A 16975-nucleotide genomic window follows, 5' to 3' on the forward strand; every position below is an offset into this window, starting at 1 on the left:
GGCTTCACATACTCCGGGCATCCCTAGACGGTTCGACGACATTTGCTCTGATCAGATGGCTGCAGCCTCCAGGAACGGGGTGCTACCATCGCGAAATCTCGCGTTTCTCTGTATGTGAATACATAAGGAAAGCCGAGGCATGCCGATGCTTAATGCGCAAGACGTCGCTGCGGCCAGCCCGGGCAACGCCTGGGACTTTCAGGCGACGATGCTTCCGAAGGTGTCCCGCACATTCGCGTTGACGATACCTCAGCTGCCGCCCGCGCTGCGCCACGTCGTGGCCAACGCCTATCTGCTTTGCCGCATCGCCGACACCATCGAGGACGAGCCCGCGCTCTCGGTCGACGAAAAAGGCCGCTACGAAGCCGGCTTTGTCGAGGCCGTCACCGGACGCATTGATGCGCGCAGCTTTGCGGCTGAACTGGCGCCACGGCTTTCCGACGCCACCTCGGAGGCCGAGCGCGACCTGCTTCGTCAATTGCCGCTGGTGCTGGAAATTACCCGCACCTTCACTCCCATCCAGCAAGCCGCCATCACCGATTGCCTGAAGGTGATGTGCAAGGGCATGCACCATTTCCAGGGCGTCGTGAGCCTGCGCGGGCTTGATTCGTTGCGCGACATGGATAGCTATTGTTACTGCGTGGCTGGCGTGGTCGGCGAAATGCTCACGCGACTGTTGATCGACTATGAACCGGAACTGGTTACACAATCGCACACGTTGATGCGCCTGGCCGTCTCCTTTGGCCAGGGTCTGCAGATGACCAACATCCTCAAGGACCAGTGGGAGGATCGCCATCACGGCGTGTGCTGGTTGCCGCAGGAAGTGTTCTCGCGGCGAGGCGTTCAATTGAACGACCTGCAGCCGGGCCAGCAGGACGCGCGTTATGCCGACGCCATGATCGAACTGATTGGCGTCGCCCATGCCCATCTATGCCGCGCGGTCGAGTACACCCTGATCGTGCCGGCGCGGCACACCGGCTTCCGGCGTTTCTGCCTGTGGAGCATTGGCCTGGCCGTGCTCACGCTGCGCAACTTGCAGGAGCACCTCGACTTCTCCGCCGGTGCGCAGGTCAAGGTGTCGCGCGCGGCGGTAGCGCAGACGATCAGCCTCACCAAGTTGTCTGATCGCTACGATCCGGCCGTGCGTTGGCTGTTTGCCGCTGCTGCGCGCAAGCTGCCCCTGACCACGCTCGGACCGAACTGGGACGCGACGCAGTCTGTGCCACGCGCCTGGCCCTGGCGTCGCGCCAGCTACCTCGATAGCGCGGTTTCGCGGCGCAACCCTGAAGACGCTCGCTTCTTATGACGGACACCTCCGCCACCGTCATCGATGCCGCACGCCGCGATGCACCCCACCCGCAGCCCGCCGCCGACCGACTCGACCGGGCCATCGAACGAGCGCGCCTCGCGCTGATGGCGAGGCAACGCGAGGACGGGCATTGGTGCTTCGAGTTCGAGACCGACTGCACCATCTCGGCCGAATACATCCTGATGATGCACTTCCTCGACGAGATCGACGAGGTGCTGCAGGAAAAGCTCGCGCGCTATATTCGCCTCAAGCAGTGCCTGGACACGCATGGCGCATGGCCGCTGTACCACGGCGGCGCGATGGATGTGTCCTGCTCGGTGAAGGCCTATTACGCGCTGAAGGCCGCCGGCGACGCCGCGGATGCACCGCACATGCAGCGTGCCCGCGACGCGATTCTCGCGATGGGCGGGGCCGCCCGCAGCAACGTGTTCACGCGCATCCTGCTGGCCATGTTCCAGCAGGTTCCCTGGCGCGCCGCCCCCTACGTGCCAGTGGAGATCATGCTGTTTCCGCGCTGGGCCCCGTTTCATCTCGACAAGGTGTCGTACTGGGCCCGCACCACCATGGTTCCGCTGTTCGTCCTGTGCTCGCTGAAGGCGACCGCGAAGAATCCGCGGCGCGTGGACGTGCGCGAGTTGTTCGTCACGCCGCCGGAGCAGGAGCGTCACTATTTTTCCAGCCACGGCCTGATCAGCCGGCTGTTCCTGGTGCTGGACAAGATCGGGCGCGCCTGCGACCCGTGGATTCCCGCCGCCGTGCGTCGCAAGGCGGTGCAGCGGGCCGAGCAGTGGTTCCTGCCGCGGCTCAACGGCGAAGATGGCCTGGGCGCGATCTTTCCGCCCATGGTCAACGCGCTCGAGGCGATGGAACTGCTCGGCTATGCCAAGGACCATCCCGCGCGCGCCACTTGCCTTAAGTCCCTGCAGAAGCTGATCGTGCATCGCGATGACGGCACTGCCTACTGCCAGCCCTGCGTCTCCCCACTGTGGGACACCGGATGGGCCGCGATGGCGCTACTTCGGGCCAGTCCCGACGACGCCACCCAGGCCGCCGTGCAGCGCGCCATGGACTGGCTGACGCCACTGCAGGAGCTCGAGCACAAGGGGGACTGGGCCGTGCAGGCGCCACGCCTGGCGCCCGGCGGCTGGGCCTTCCAGTACGCCAATGCGTATTACCCGGACCTGGATGACACCGCAGTCATCGCCGCCCTGCTGCATGTGACCTCGCGCGGCACGCCCAGGGCCGAGGCCCTGCGTGAACGCATCGCGCGCGCCGCCGACTGGCTGGTGGGCATGCAGTCGTCCAACGGCGGCTTCGCCGCCTTCGACCGCGACAACACGCATGACCTGATCAACCAGATCCCGTTCGCCGACCACGGCGCCATGCTCGATCCACCGACCGAAGACGTGTCCGGGCGCGTGCTGGCCTGCCTCGGCGTGCTTGCGCGGCCGCAGGACCAGGAAGCGATCCACCGTTGCGTGGCGTATCTGCGCAAGGCGCAACAGCCCGACGGCGCCTTTTGGGGGCGCTGGGGCACCAATTACATCTACGGAACCTGGTCGGTGCTGGGCGGACTGGCGCTGGTGGGCGAAGACATGCAACAGCCGTGGATCCGCAAGTCGGTGCAATGGCTGCTGTCCTGCCAGCACGCCGACGGCGGCTGGGGCGAGACCAACGACAGCTACTACGATCCGTCGCTACGCGGCGCCAACGGCGGCGTCAGCACGGCGCACAGCACGGCCTGGGCGCTGCTGGGGCTCATCGCCGCTGGTGAGCACGATGCCGAGGCGGTCTGGCGCGGCGTGCAGTGGCTGCTCGATGACCAGCAGGCCGACGGCGAGCGTGAAGCTGCCCTCTGGTATCACCCGAGCTTCAATGCGCCGGGGTTTCCCCGCGTGTTCTTTCTCAAGTACCACGGCTACACCGCCTATTTTCCGCTATGGGCACTGACCCGTTACCGACAGCTGCGGGACGTCCCGCGATCGCGGGCGACGCAGTGAGGCCCTGCCGGGTCGGCATCGTCCTCGCCCTCGCCGCCGAAGCGCGGGCGCTCACCGGCCACACATTGCCGCCGATGGAGGTGGTTGCACACGGCGATCGCGCGATGGTGTGGCTTGCAGGCATGGGACAGGACGCCGCGCGCGAGGCTGCGCAGGCGCTGGTCGAGGCCGGTGCCACGGCCCTGGCGGTGTTCGGCGTGGCGGGCGCGCTCGCGCCCGGCATGCACAGCGGCACACTGTTCTGCCCTGAGCGCATCGTCGACCAGCATGGCGTCGACTATGTGGCGACTCCGGATTGGAGGGCCTCGCTGCACGACCAGCTCGAAGCTGCCGGGTTGGCCTCTCGCATGGAGGGCATCCTGCTGAGCCTGCCCACCCCGCTGTACGAACCGGAGGCCAAGACGTCCATGCGGGATCGCCACCAGGCCATGGCAGTGGACATGGAGAGCGCGGGTGTCGCCAGCGTCGCGGACCAGCATGGCCTGCCCTTCGTGGTGTTGCGGGCGATCGTTGATGAGCGCGACGACACGGTGCCCGCGGCGCTCGAAGCGGGCATCGATGCATGGGGGAGGCTGCGCCCACTACCCATGCTGGCCACGCTGGCGCGCCATCCGGGCCTGCTTGGCTCGCTGCCGGGACTGGCCACACGCATGCGCCGGGCCACCCGCTCGCTGCGTGCCGCCGCCATCGCCACCGGCAACGGGCTGGGTCACGAACCGCCTTGATCCTGCTAACGTTTCACCATCGTTTTCGGAATGCCAGGCCTGGCCTCGCGAACAACGGCCAGCCACCTGGGAGCCAGGAGAGCCGGCGCCGTGTTCAGAGCGATCCACAAAGGGCTGGTCTGGCTGGTCGATCGCAGCGATCGCCATTATCTCGTCGTGTTGCTGCTGGGCGCCCTGCTCCTGCTGATCAGTCTGTACGCCGCATCGCATCGACTGAGCATCGACACCGATTCAGACCACCTGTTTTCGGAAAAGCTGCCATGGCGGCAGCAGAGCGAGGCCTTTGCCCGCCAGTTCCCGCAGTTCAGCGATACGCTTACTGTCGTGGTGCGCGCGCCGACGCCAGAAGAGGCGCGCATCGCGGCGCAGGCGCTCAACGAGAAGCTCAGGGCCGATCCCACGCACTTCCGCTCCTCCACCACGCCGGGCATCAGTCCGTTCTTCAACCGCCAGGGGCTGTTGCTGTTACCCCCAAAGGAACTGGAGAGCACCATCGGCAGCATGCTGCAGGCGCAGCCGCTGCTGGGGCCACTGGCGACCGATCCGACCGCGCGCGGCCTGTTCCATGGCCTGGACCTGATGGTCGAAGGCGTGCGGCGCGGCATGACCGAGGATCTGTCGTCCTATGACGCCGCGCTCGGCAACGTCGCCCACAGCATGGAGGACGCCATCAGCGGCCACGCGTCGCCACTGTCCTGGCAGGCCCTGCTGACGCCGCAACTGGTGGGCGCCAATGGCGGCCAGGAGTTCATCCTCATCCACCCCGTTCGCGACTTCACCGCGCTGCAGCCAGGTCGCGCCGCGACCGATGAGATGCTGCGCCTGGCCAACGCGCTGCCGGAAGTGAAGTCCGGGCGTGTGCGCATCAACTACACGGGTTCCGTGCCTCTGGCCGATGAGGAATTCGCCTCGCTCACTGATCGCGCCGTCCCCATCGCCGTCGGCAGCAGCGTGCTGCTCATCTTCTGGCTGATGCTCGCGCTTGGCTCGTGGCGCCTGATCGTGCCGGTGATCATCACGCTGGTGGCGGGGCTGATCTACACCTTTGGCTTCGCCGCGCTCGCGGTGGGTCGCCTCAATCTGGTGTCGGTGGCCTTTGCGGTGCTGTTCGTCGGGCTCGCGGTGGATTTCGGCATCCAGTTCGCCGTGCGCCTGCGCGCTCGCATGTTCAGCGAACGCAACTTCGATGACTCAATGCACGAGACCGCCCATCGCGTGGTCAGCCAGATTGGCCTTGCGGCGCTCGCAACCTCCTGCGGCTTTCTGGCGTTCGCGCCGACCGATTTCACCGGCGTGGCCGAGCTGGGCATCATCGCCGGAGCCGGCATGCTGCTGGCCCTGCTGTGCACCCTCACCCTGCTCCCCGCGCTGCTGCGCCTGCTGTCCAAGAAGGAGCCGCACGCCGAGGTCGCCCTACCCGGCGGCGCCAAGGCGGACGCATGGTTGCAGCGCAATCGCAAGGGCGTACTGGCTGCGTTCGCGCTGATCGGCCTGGCCGGCTTGTGGTCCGCCATCACCATTCCATTTGACGCCAATCCACTGCATACCAAGCGCTCCGACACCGAGGCGATGCGCACGCTCACCTCGCTGATGGACGACCCGAACACCAATCCCTTCACCATGGACATCCTGGTGAAAGACCTCGCTGCGACCCGCACCATCGGCGATCGGCTCGGCAAGCTGCCCGAAGTGGCCCAGGTGGTTTCCGGCGCCGACTTCGTACCCGCTCACCAGGACGACAAGCTTGAGCAGATCCAGCAGGCGTCGGACCTGATGTACGCGGTGCTCAACCCCGGCGAACGCCAGCCGACACCCAGCTACGCGGACATGCGCGCGGCAGCCAGGGACACCGCCGAAGGTATCGCCAGCGTGGCGGACAAACTGGACGCCAAGTCCCCGCTGCGCCGCATCGGCAAGGCGCTTGAGCAACTGGCGAAGGGGTCCGATGCACAGATGGCCACGGCCAACCAGGCGCTGACCCAGTTCCTGCCCTACACCCTGCATCAGCTGGCCGACTCGCTGTCCGCCGAGCGCATCACCATGGAAAACCTGCCCGACGAACTCAAGCGTGACTGGTTCACGCCCGATGGCCGCGTGCGTGTGCAGGTCACGCCGACGGCGAGCGCGCAAAAGACACAAGGGCTGCGGCGCTTCGTGCAGGCGGTGCAGCAAGTAGCGCCGGATGCCGCGGGATCGGCGGTGGACACCATCAAGGCCGCCGACACCATCCTGTCGGCGTTTCGCGAGGCGGCCGTGTACGCCACGCTCGCCATCGGTGTCGTGCTGATGCTGGTGCTGCGGCGCTTGCGCGACGCCGGCCTGGTGCTGGCCACGCTGCTGATGTCCGCGCTGCTCACCGCGTTGCTCGCGCGCATCGGCGGGCTCTCCATCAACTTCGCCAACATCATCGCGCTGCCCCTGCTGCTCGGCGTCGGCGTGTCCTTCAACGTCTACTTCGTGATGAACTGGCGTCAGGGCATGCAGTTGTTCCTGGGCTCGCCCACCGCCCGCGCTGTCCTGTTCTCCGCGCTGACCACGGGCACCGCATTCGGCAGCCTGGCGATTGCGCGCCACCCCGGCACGGCCAGCATGGGCATCGTGCTGCTGCTCAGCCTGCTGGCGGTGCTGCTATCCACGTTCGCCTTTCTGCCGGCCATGCTGTACTCGATCGGCCTGTGCCAGGCGCCCGACAAGCCTCACTGATTCCCCTCATACCCTGCTGGAGCCAACCATGCGTCGTTGCCGCCGATTCGTGATCCTCTCCCTGGCCGTTGCCGCCGCCGTCGCCAGCGTCGGAGCCAGCGCCCATGCCGTCCTGCTCGACAGTACGCCGAAGGCCCATGGCGCCCTGCCTGCCGGCCACACACAGGTGGTGCTCAAGTACAACAGCAAGATCGACCAGGCCCGTTCACGCCTGGTGCTGGTGGCGCCCGACCACAGTGAAACGACGCTGGCGATCACCGCCGACGGCGACAAGCCCAACGAACTGGACAGCACGGCCGACCTCAAGCCCGGCAACTACACCCTTCACTGGCAGGCGCTTGCGCTGGACGGCCACCTCACCCGCGGCGACCTGCCCTTCACCGTCACGGCCGCCCCGTAACACCCAATCGCGAACTCGATCGCCGCCTGACCACCGGGGGATGCCGTGGCCCTGCTTGTCGACCTCTTCGCGTACCTGAGCGTCATCCTGCACGGACTGGTGATCGTGGCCCAGTCGATGATGCTGGGTGGTTTGCTGTTCCTGTGCTTCCTGTTGCACCCGCTGTCGTCGTTGCTGCCCGACGGGGGCGCGCTCGAGCAACGCGTGCTCCGTCTTACCCGCTGGAGCGCTGCCGGGCTGTTTCTCGCCGAGCTGGCCGCCACGGCGCTGCAGGTGACGGCATTGATGAGCACCGTCGGCCTGCCATTCTCCAACGTGATGCAGGCGTCGTTTGCGCTTTCCGGCAGCGCGAAGATCGCCTGCGCGCTGGTTATCGCCCTGTGCCTCAACCGGCGCACGCTCGCTCGCCCCGTCGCACGCACAGCGCTGCTGCTTGTCGGCTTTCTGACGCTGGTCGCCGCCACCATGACCACGCACGCCTTCGCGCGCATGGACCACAACGCCTTGCTTTTGGTGGTGGCGGGCCTGCACCAGTTTGGCGCGGCCATCTGGATCGGCGGTATACCCAGCTTCGTGCTGGTGCTTCGCCACCTGCATGATGGCCAGGGCCTGGCGCAGGTCGGCTCACGCTTTTCGCGCATGTCGATGCTCGGCGTGGCGTGCATCCTGGCATCCGGCGTGATCATGTGCGTGTTCTATATCGGCGACGCCCAGGGCTTCTATGGCACGGCTTACGGCGTCATGGTCAGCGCCAAGATCGCCATGTTCCTGGCTTTGCTGGTGCTGGGCCTTGGCAACTTCACCGTGACCGAACGCCTGCGCCAGGGACGCGATGCGCCGGTGCTCCGGATGAGGCGCTTCGCCGAAGTGGAAATCGGCATTGGCTTCACGATTTTCTTTGCCGCCGCCTCGCTCACCTCGGTGCCGCCGGCAATCGACCTCACCAGCGATCGCGTGACCCTGCACGAGATCGCAGTCCGCAATGCGCCCGCCTGGCCACGCTTCCATTCGCCCGACCACGATGCGCTGGCGATCTCGCAACTGCAGGTGCAACTGGATCGGGAGGCTGCGCACATGCAGATGGCGGCGCCGGCCGCCACCGTGCCGGGCTCGGGCGAGCCGCCACCGCGCAACGCTCAGGACATCGCCTGGTCCGAGTACAACCATCACTGGGCCGGTGTCTTCGTGGTGCTGATCGGACTGCTGGCCCTGCTCAACCGCGCCGGCGTCGGGTGGGCACGGCATTGGCCACTGCTGTTCCTGCTGCTGGCCGGTTTCCTGCTGGTGCGATCCGACCCGGAAGTGTGGCCGCTGGGTCAGGAAAACTGGTGGGCGGCATGGCGTGACGTGGAAGTGACACAGCACCGCCTCTTCGTTCTGCTGATCATCCTGTTTGGCGTCTTCGAGTGGTCGGTGCGGACGGGCCGGCTGCGCAGCGAACGCGCCGCGCTGGTGTTTCCGCTGCTCGTCGCGGTGGGCGGCGCCATGCTGCTGACCCACAACCACCAGATCGCCAACGTAAAGGATCAACTGCTGGTCGAGCTGACCCACACGCCATTGGCCCTGGCCGGCGTGGCGGCCGGTTGGTCACGCTGGCTCGAGCTGCGCCTGCCCGGCCGTGGCGGCAGGATCGCGGGCTACGTGTGGCCTGCGTGCTTCCTGCTGATCGGCCTCATCCTGCTGTGGTATCGGGAGGCGTGATTTCGACGCCGCGGCAGGCTCAATAGACTCGGTGCACAACCATGTCCGCCAACCCATGCAGATGCGCAGCCCGCGCGCCCAGTGGCGCAAGGGCGTCGCGCGCGCGCTCACCGAGCTGTCCGGCGAGCGCGCGCGCCGCGTCCAGACCTAACAGCGAGACATAGGTCGGCTTGTGGTCCTGTGCATCCTTGCCAGGTGTCTTGCCCAGCGTGGCCGCATCGGTGGTCACGTCCAGCACGTCGTCCACCACCTGGAACGCAAGGCCCAGTGCGCGCTGGTAGTCGTCGAGAGCGTGGTGTAGCCCCGGTTCGATCGGCGAAACACCGCAGTGCGCCCCCATCAACACCGCCGCGCGCAACAAGGCGCCGGTCTTCATGCGGTGCATGCGCTCGAGCTCCTCGCGCGGCAAGCTCAGGCCGACGCTGGCCAGGTCGATGGCCTGGCCGCCAACCATGCCCAGCGAACTGCTGGCGTGCGCCAGCTCGTGCAACAGGGCGAGCTTCTGCTCGGCGCTGCCGGACAGCTCGCCGATCACCACGAACGCCTGCGCCTGCAGTCCATCGCCCACCAGGATGGCCGTGGCTTCGCCGTAGCGCACGTGCACGGTGGGCTGGCCGCGCCGCAGCAGGTCGTTGTCCATCGCCGGCAGGTCGTCATGCACCAGCGAATAGGCATGGATCATCTCGATCGCGCTGGCGGCGCCATCCAACAAGCGTGGATCGGCATCCACCAGTTCGCCCGCCGCATGGCACAGCAACGCCCGCAGCCGCTTGCCGCCGCCCAGCGTGGCGTAGCGCATGGCCTCGTGAAGCGCGCAAGGGAAGACCTCCACCGAGGGCAGCAATGCGCCCAACGCGCACTCCACGCGCTGCAGGATCCGCGGCATCCATGCCTGCAGTGGTTCGGCGCCTGTGGTGGGCGGATCAGGCCAAAACTGGACTGCTTCGCTCATGACGACCTCCGATCAAGGGATGGCGACTCGCACGATGCGAGCCATGGATACGCAATCGGCATAACCGACGTTGAAGCCGAGGCAGGTGCGCTTGCTCATCGCTCGACGAAGGCCCGCTCAATGACGTAATCGCCCGGCTCACGCGTGCGCGGCGACGCGCGAAACCCGCGCCCGTCAAGCAAGGCGCAGGCGTCGTCGAGCATGGCCGGGCTTCCACACAGCATCACGCGGTCCGTGCCGGGATGCATTGGCGGCAGTCCTGCGTGCTCGCACAGGCGTCCGTCGACGATGGCGTCCGTGAGGCGCCCGCGATGCCGGAACGGCTCGCGCGTCACGCTCGGGTAGTACACCAGCTTCTCGCGCACCAGTTCGCCCACGTACTCATGCTGCGGCAGCGTCTGTTCGATGTACTGGGCATAGACCAGGTCGCTGGTGCGGCGCACGCCATGGGCAAGCACCACCCGATCGAAGCGCTGGTAGGTCTCCGGGTCGCGCACGATGCTCAGGAACGGCGCGAGGCCGGTGCCGGTGCCGAGCAGGTACAGGTGCTTGCCCGGCCTAAGGTCGTTGAGCACGAGGGTGCCGGTGGGCTTGCGGCTGACGATGATCGGGTCGCCGGGCTTGAGGTGTTGCAGGCGCGAGGTCAGTGGACCTCCCGCCACCTTGATGCTGACGAATTCCAGGTGTTCTTCGTAGCTGGCGCTGGCGATGGAATAGGCGCGCAGCAGCGGCTTGCCGTCCACCTCCAGCCCGAGCATGACGAAGTGTCCGCTGTCGAAGCGAAAGCCCGGGTCACGGGTAGTGCGGAAACTGAAAAGCGTGTCGTTCCAGTGATGCACATCGATCACGTACTCCGTCGCCAAAGCCACCATCACAGCCACCGTTGGAAAGTGAGGAGATGTGTTGCGAGCGGCTGGCCCCAAGCTGCAAACGTGGCCAGACTGTGGCCTCGACGCGTGACCACACCGCCTTCGTACAAGCTGCCCGCAGCGTCGTCAATCCTTCGCGAAACGATCCGGAGACTGGTTCACGCGATCACGTCGGACTCACATGGCGCTTGCTAGCGCAACAACATGACTGCGGCATCGCGTCGCGACTCGCATGAACGATGCCTTGAAGATCCGGCGAGTCGGGTTGAAGCGGATCGCCGCCATCCCCATGCCTATGGATGCCGAACGAATCGACGGACTGCCAAGCATGCAAGGTCCCGCCTGAGGCGAAGACCCGGCGGGGCGATTCACGCGATGCGTGATCCAGCCGGGTTGCCGCCAGTGAGTTCCGTCGACATGCTTTCGGGGCAGTGCTCGTCCGGCGTCCCTCCCACGTACAGGGTCTTGGCCCATCGGGCGGATGCCGGGCTTTCATAGTCACAACCAATGACTCCAATCTCAACAATCAATTGGATCAATGGTGTCAAACCCCGTAACGTTCCTACATCACCAACCACAACCAACGGAAAAACACCGATGTCGTTGATCAATACCGAAATCAAGCCGTTCAAGGCCCAGGCTTACAAGGGTGGCCAGTTTGTTGAAGTGACCGATGCCACGCTGAAGGGCAAGTGGTCCGTGGTGGTGTTCTACCCCGCCGACTTCACCTTCGTCTGCCCGACGGAGCTGGAGGACCTGGCCGACCATTACGAGCAGTTCCAGAAGCTGGGCGTGGAGATCTACGCCGTGTCGACCGACACGCACTTCGCCCACAAGGCTTGGCACGACACCTCGGATGCGATCAAGAAGGTGCAGTACACCATGGTCGGCGATCCGACCGGCGCGATCACCCGCAATTTCGACGTGATGATCGAGGAAGAGGGCCTGGCCCTGCGCGGCACCTTCCTGATCAACCCGGAAGGCCAGATCAAGCTGTGCGAAATCCATGACAACGGCATCGGCCGCGACGCGTCCGAGCTGCTGCGCAAGGTGAAGGCCGCTCAGTACGTCGCCTCCCACCCGGGCGAAGTGTGCCCGGCCAAGTGGAAGGAAGGCGAGAAGACCCTCAAGCCGTCGCTCAGCCTGGTTGGCAAGATCTAAGTCCCCCGCTGTTGTATCCCGCGGCCCGCTGCATCGGGCCGCCCCGGACCCGGCGTCCTGCCGGGTCCGTCTTCCGAATTCCAGGGCGTGCACGACATCCGGCAAAGACCGGGTGCAGGCGACGCTCACCCCGAATAAACCGATGGAGATGGAGTCATCATGTTGGATGCCGATCTGAAACCCCAGTTGCAGGCCTACCTTGAAAAGGTCGTCCACCCGATCGAACTGGTGGCCTCCCTCGATGGCGGTGATAGCTCGCAGGAACTCAAGGGCCTGCTCGAAGACATCGCTCCGCTGTCGGACAAGATCACCCTGCGCCTCGATGGCGCCGACGCGCGCAAGCCCTCCTTCGCCATCAACCGCACCGGCACGGATGTCAGCGTCCGTTTCGCGGGCATCCCGCTGGGCCACGAGTTCACCTCGCTGGTGCTGGCCCTGCTGCAGGTCGGCGGCCATCCGCCCAAGGTCTCGCAGGAAGTCGTCGAGCAGGTGCGCAGCCTCGACGGCGACTTCCGCTTCGAGACCTTCATGTCGCTCTCCTGCCACAGCTGCCCGGACACCGTGCAGGCGCTGAACCTGATGAGCGTGCTCAATCCCAACATCAAGCATGTGGCGGTTGACGGCGCGCTGTTCCAGGACGAGGTCAACGAGCGCCAGGTGATGGCGGTGCCGACCGTGTACCTCAACGGCGAGTTCTTCGACACCGGCCGCATGTCGGTCGAGCAGATCGCCGCCCGCCTGGACACCGGCGCCGGCGAGCGCGCCGCCGACAAGCTCAAGAACAAGGCCCCGTTCGACGTGCTCGTGGTGGGCGGCGGCCCGGCCGGCGCGGCGGCGGCGATCTACGCCGCACGCAAGGGCATCCGCACGGGTGTGGCGGCCGAGCGCTTCGGCGGCCAGGTGCTGGACACCATGGCGATCGAGAACTACATCTCCGTGCCGTACACCGAAGGCCCGAAGCTGGCCGCGGCGCTGGAGCAGCACGTACACGAGTACGACGTGGACGTGATGAACCTGCAGCGCGCCGAAAAGTTGATACCGACCGACCGCGAAGGCGGCCTGCATGAAATCGTGCTGGCCAACGGCGCTTCGCTGAAGGCGAAGACGGTGATCCTCTCCACCGGCGCCCGCTGGCGCAACATGAACGTGCCCGGCGAGCAGGAATACCGCAACAAGGGCGTCACCTATTGCCCGCACTGCGATGGCCCGCTCTTCAAGGGCAAGCGCGTGGCGGTGATCGGCGGCGGCAACTCGGGCGTCGAGGCGGCGATCGATCTGGCCGGCATCGTGGGCCACGTCACCCTGCTCGAGTTCGACAGCAAGCTGCGTGCGGACGAGGTCTTGCAGCGCAAGCTGCGCAGCCTGCCGAACGTGGACGTGATCGTCAGCGCGCAGACCACCGAGGTGCAGGGCGACGGCCACAAGGTCACCGGCCTGGCCTACACCGACCGCAGCAGCGGCGAGAGCCGCCACGTCGCGCTGGAAGGCGTGTTCGTGCAGATCGGCCTGCTGCCCAACACCGAATGGCTCAAGGCCACGCTGCAGTTGTCGCCGCGTGGCGAGATCGAGGTCGACGCGCGCGGCGAAACCTCGGTACCGGGCGTGTTCGCCGCCGGCGACGTCACCACCGTCCCGTACAAGCAGATCGTGATCGCCGTGGGCGAAGGCGCCAAGGCTTCGCTGAGCGCCTTCGACTACCTGATCCGCCTGCCGGTGGAACAGGCGGAAGAGGAAATCGTCGCAGCCTGATCCACGCCCCACACAGTCCCGCGGCCTCGCCACGTGCGAAGTCGCGGGATTTTTTTTGCGCCACGCACGCGCGTCAGCTCAAGCGGCGCAAGGCTTATAACCCAGCGTTTTAGTTACATGAGAAACGCTCATCTGCCGAACTCTTTCATTCGTTCACATCTCGGGTTTTCATAGAGCCACGGTTCGATACCCGCGCGTACGCACGCCAGGACGTCGAGCCATCAGGCGTCCCCACGCCTGACCCAGGGGATTCATTCCTTACGAACGCTGCCACTGGCGCGGGAGTCGTGCACTCCTGCCTGCGCATGGATGCGCCCGGCGTCAGCGACCCATCGTGCACCCTTCGAGAGGCGAGATTTGAACAGCCACACTGCGTTACGTCCGCGCACCCTTGCCGTCGCGCTGGCGACCCTGATCGGCATGGGCAGCCTGCCCGCTTTTGCCCAGTCCACCACCGGCAGCATCTTTGGCCAGGTCACCGCCGGCAGCGGCGAAACCGTGGAAATCAAAAGCACCACCGGCATCAGCCGTACGGTGACGGTCGACGGACACGGTCGCTACAACGCCACGGAATTGCCGCTGGGCAGCTACTCGGTGTCCCTGTTGCACGATGGCAAGGTGGTCGACGCCCGCAACGACATCAGTCTGCGCGTGGGTAGCGGCACGGAAGTCTCGTTCGAGAACGCGGCGGCCAAGAATCTCGGAGCGGTGAGCGTCACCGCCAATACGACGCCGCCGATCGACGTCACCAGCGTCGACTCGCGCACCGTGATCACTGCGCAGGAGCTGACCCGGCTGCCGTTGGCGCGATCGGCCGAAGCCATTGCGCAGCTTGCGCCGGGTGTGACCAACAACAGCGGCGGCTACACCGGACCGACCGGCCAGTCGCTGGTGAGCTTCGGCGGTTCGGCGGCCAGCGAGAACGCCTATTACATCAACGGCTTCAACACCACCGAGCCGCAACGCGGCCTGGGCGGCCTCACCCTGCCCTACGGCGCCATCGAACAGCAGGAAATCTACACCGGTGGATACAGCGCCCAGTACGGGCGATCCGACGGCGGCGTGATCAACATGGTCGGCAAGCGTGGCACCAACGACTGGCATTTCGGCGGCCAGGTGAACTGGGAGCCGGAATTCGCCCAGGCTTCCGCCACCAACACGTACTACACCAACGGCCTGCCCGCCTCGCCGGTGGCCGGCAACCTGTACGCCCCCAACAGCAAGAACCGCCAGTGGACCACCACCTATGACGCCTACCTCGGCGGCCCGCTGATCAAGGACAAGCTGTTCCTGTTCCTCGCTGCGGAGGCGGCCCGACAGGACGGCAACACCGTCAACGAAGTGTCCAACGCCAAGCCCTACGTGAACTACCACTACAGTTTGCCCAAGTGGTACGCCAAGCTGGACTGGAACATCACCGACAGCAACATCCTGGAACTGACCGGCGCGTCGAACAAGCGCGAGACTTCCGGCACGATCTACAACTACAACTACGGCACGCTCACGCGCGGCAACTTCATCAACGACGACGATCGCACCAAGACCGGCGGCGACCTCTACACGGCGAAGTTCACCAGTTATGTGACCGACAGCCTTACCTTCACGGCCCTGTACGGCAAGATGAAGACGCTGAACTATGACGTGCCGGGCAATTACGACGGCAGCCTCACCTACCTCAGCGACATCCAGAACCAGAACCCGGCGCTCAATGGTGGCAACCCGGTCGGCAACAGCCAGGTGATCTCCTCGCTGTACAACCCCAACCGCCACAACACCACCGACAACCTGCGCATCGACCTGAGCTACCAGCTGGGATCGCATACGCTCACTGCCGGCATCGACAACCAGAATTCACGGGCCATTGACCAGGGTAGCCAGACTTCCGGGCCGGGTTACTACTGGGACTACGCATACACCACCACGCCGACGGTGGCGCTCATTCCCAACCTTGGCGTGGGCGCGCCTGCCAATTATCCGGGCGGCGCCACCGGCTATTACGCCGTCCAGTACGTCAACAGCTCGATCGCCAGCGTGCGTTCCGCGCAGCGCGCGCAGTACATCGAAGACAAGTGGCAGGTCACCGATCGCTGGTTGCTCTCGCTGGGCCTGCGCAACGACCAGTTCACCGACTACAACGCCAACGGCGACGCCTATATCCGCCAGCGCAATGCGCAGTGGGCGCCCCGACTTGGCTTCAGCTGGGACGTGAACGGCGATTCCAGCTTCAAGGTCTACGGCAACGCCGGGCGTTATTACCTGGGCCTGCCGCTCAACCCTGCGCTCAATGCCGCCGGCGCCTACGTGGCCACCCAGCAGTACTTCACCTACACCGGCATCGCCGCCGACGGTACGCCGACCGGGCTGACGCCGTTCTCCAACCCGGTGTCGCCGAACAACACCTATGGCGTGCTGCCCGACCCGAAGACGGTGACGGCGCAGAACATCAAGCCCGAATACCAGGATGAGTTCATCCTCGGCTTCACCAAGGCCATCGACGACCAGTGGGTGTACGGCGCCAAGTTGACCCAGCGCATCCTGCGCAGCGCAATTGACGATTACTGCGATGTGCCCACCATCGAGAACAAGGCGGCTGCGCTGGGCTACAACGTCAGCGCCACCAACAGCTGCTACCTGATCAACCCCGGCAAGGCGAACACCTTCACCGTGGCCGACACCAGCGGCGTCTATCGCAGCGTCACGCTGAGCAACGACGAAATGGGCTTCCCGGCGCTCAAGCGCAAGTACTACGCGCTGGAGACCTTCCTGGAGCACCCGTTCGATGGCCACTGGTACGGCAAGATCGACTACGTGTTCTCGCGTAGCTACGGCGATACCGAGGGCCAGCTGCGTTCGGACATCCGCCAGACGGCCGCGTCCACCAGCATCGACTGGGACTTCCCGGCCCTGATGTCCTCCAGCAATGGCGCGCAGAGCAACGACCACACGCACCAGATCAAGCTGTTCGGCTACTACCAGTTCACTCCGGAATGGCTGGTGTCGGGCAATGTCTCGGTGGTCTCGGGCAATCCGCGCAACTGCCTTGGCTATTACGGCCCCAACCAGACCGACCCCGACGGCTATGGCAGCTATTACCACTGGTGCGGCGGCCAGCCCTCACCTCCGGGCACGCACCGCCTGCCGTGGAACAAGCAGGTCGACGTCGGCGCCACGTACCGGCCTGAATTCGCCGAACACAAGCTTGGCCTGTCGCTCAGCGTCTTCAACCTGTTCAACTCGCAGGCGATCCTCAACGCGTACCCGTACTACCAGATCTCCCCGGGTACGCCCGACCCGCTCTACGGCTCAGCGGTGGTCCGGCAGCAGCCACGTTATGTGCGCCTGAGCGCCACCTACGACTACTGAACCCGTCCGGGTGGCGGCGCGCCGTCGCTACCCACCGGATGAC

The 16975-nt window shown here is 65.7% G+C and carries 12 protein-coding genes; 9 read left to right on the plus strand and 3 right to left on the minus strand.

Going from position 1 to position 16975, the window contains the following annotated elements; all coding sequences use genetic code 11:
* The first annotated feature begins 139 nt into the window (after positions 1 to 139).
* The 6 genes from DVT68_RS16385 to DVT68_RS16410 all read left to right on the plus strand — a co-directional run bounded on the left by DVT68_RS16385 (position 140) and on the right by DVT68_RS16410 (position 8838).
* The gene (locus tag DVT68_RS16385; RefSeq protein WP_233523521.1) at positions 140 to 1306 is read left to right on the plus strand and encodes a phytoene/squalene synthase family protein; all 1167 of its coding nucleotides are present in this window, start codon (positions 140 to 142) and stop codon (positions 1304 to 1306) included.
* The gene (shc, locus tag DVT68_RS16390) at positions 1303 to 3309 is read left to right on the plus strand and encodes a squalene--hopene cyclase (RefSeq protein ID WP_199536097.1); all 2007 of its coding nucleotides are present in this window, start codon (positions 1303 to 1305) and stop codon (positions 3307 to 3309) included. Before DVT68_RS16385 ends, shc begins: the two co-directional genes overlap by 4 nt.
* Positions 3306 to 4034, plus strand: a complete 729-nt coding sequence (locus DVT68_RS16395) for a phosphorylase family protein (protein ID WP_233523522.1) — start codon at positions 3306 to 3308, stop codon at positions 4032 to 4034. The genes shc and DVT68_RS16395 overlap by 4 nt, the downstream gene beginning before the upstream one ends.
* Before the next feature lie 90 nt (positions 4035 to 4124).
* Complete coding sequence (locus DVT68_RS16400; protein ID WP_199536100.1) at positions 4125 to 6737, plus strand: MMPL family transporter; 2613 nt, start codon at positions 4125 to 4127, stop codon at positions 6735 to 6737.
* A gap of 28 nt (positions 6738 to 6765) precedes the next feature.
* On the plus strand, positions 6766 to 7137 hold the full coding sequence (locus DVT68_RS16405) for a copper resistance CopC family protein (RefSeq protein ID WP_114826187.1): 372 nt from the start codon (positions 6766 to 6768) through the stop codon (positions 7135 to 7137).
* Positions 7138 to 7182: 45 nt separating this feature from the next.
* Positions 7183 to 8838, plus strand: coding sequence for a copper resistance D family protein (locus DVT68_RS16410; RefSeq protein WP_114826188.1), 1656 nt, complete (start codon positions 7183 to 7185; stop codon positions 8836 to 8838).
* 19 nt (positions 8839 to 8857) lie between these two features.
* On the opposite strand, the gene DVT68_RS16415 is transcribed toward DVT68_RS16410, so the two are convergent.
* The 3 genes from DVT68_RS16415 to DVT68_RS20335 form a co-directional block, all read right to left on the minus strand.
* Positions 8858 to 9790 (minus strand): polyprenyl synthetase family protein, encoded by a 933-nt coding sequence (locus DVT68_RS16415; protein ID WP_114826189.1) that lies wholly within the window; start codon positions 9788 to 9790, stop codon positions 8858 to 8860.
* 95 nt (positions 9791 to 9885) lie between these two features.
* Positions 9886 to 10665, minus strand: a complete 780-nt coding sequence (locus tag DVT68_RS16420) for a ferredoxin--NADP reductase (protein ID WP_425477528.1) — start codon at positions 10663 to 10665, stop codon at positions 9886 to 9888.
* A gap of 362 nt (positions 10666 to 11027) precedes the next feature.
* Positions 11028 to 11270, minus strand: coding sequence for a hypothetical protein (locus DVT68_RS20335; RefSeq protein WP_147281757.1), 243 nt, complete (start codon positions 11268 to 11270; stop codon positions 11028 to 11030).
* On the opposite strand from DVT68_RS20335, the gene ahpC reads away from it, so the two are divergent.
* From ahpC to DVT68_RS16435, 3 genes are all read left to right on the plus strand, one after another.
* Positions 11257 to 11820, plus strand: coding sequence for an alkyl hydroperoxide reductase subunit C (ahpC, locus tag DVT68_RS16425; RefSeq protein WP_114826191.1), 564 nt, complete (start codon positions 11257 to 11259; stop codon positions 11818 to 11820). The two genes, DVT68_RS20335 and ahpC, sit on opposite strands and share 14 nt — an antisense overlap.
* Positions 11821 to 11979: 159 nt before the next feature.
* Positions 11980 to 13569, plus strand: a complete 1590-nt coding sequence (ahpF, locus tag DVT68_RS16430; RefSeq protein ID WP_114826192.1) for an alkyl hydroperoxide reductase subunit F — start codon at positions 11980 to 11982, stop codon at positions 13567 to 13569.
* Positions 13570 to 13926: 357 nt separating this feature from the next.
* On the plus strand, positions 13927 to 16932 hold the full coding sequence (locus tag DVT68_RS16435; protein WP_114826193.1) for a TonB-dependent receptor: 3006 nt from the start codon (positions 13927 to 13929) through the stop codon (positions 16930 to 16932).
* Positions 16933 to 16975 lie beyond the last annotated feature (43 nt).

This window comes from Dyella solisilvae (assembly GCF_003351225.1).
GTDB classification, from domain to species: domain Bacteria; phylum Pseudomonadota; class Gammaproteobacteria; order Xanthomonadales; family Rhodanobacteraceae; genus Dyella; species Dyella solisilvae.

Excerpts from the sequence above, each read along its gene's own strand:
- DVT68_RS16385 (WP_233523521.1), top strand. The coding sequence starts at position 140 with ATGCCGATGCTTAATGCGCAAGACGTCGCTGCGGCCAGCCCGGGCAAC.
- ahpC (WP_114826191.1), top strand. The coding sequence starts at position 11,257 with ATGTCGTTGATCAATACCGAAATCAAGCCGTTCAAGGCCCAGGCTTAC.
- DVT68_RS16405 (WP_114826187.1), top strand. The coding sequence starts at position 6,766 with ATGCGTCGTTGCCGCCGATTCGTGATCCTCTCCCTGGCCGTTGCCGCC.
- ahpF (WP_114826192.1), top strand. The coding sequence starts at position 11,980 with ATGTTGGATGCCGATCTGAAACCCCAGTTGCAGGCCTACCTTGAAAAG.
- DVT68_RS16415 (WP_114826189.1), bottom strand. The coding sequence starts at position 9,790 with ATGAGCGAAGCAGTCCAGTTTTGGCCTGATCCGCCCACCACAGGCGCC.
- shc (WP_199536097.1), top strand. The coding sequence starts at position 1,303 with ATGACGGACACCTCCGCCACCGTCATCGATGCCGCACGCCGCGATGCA.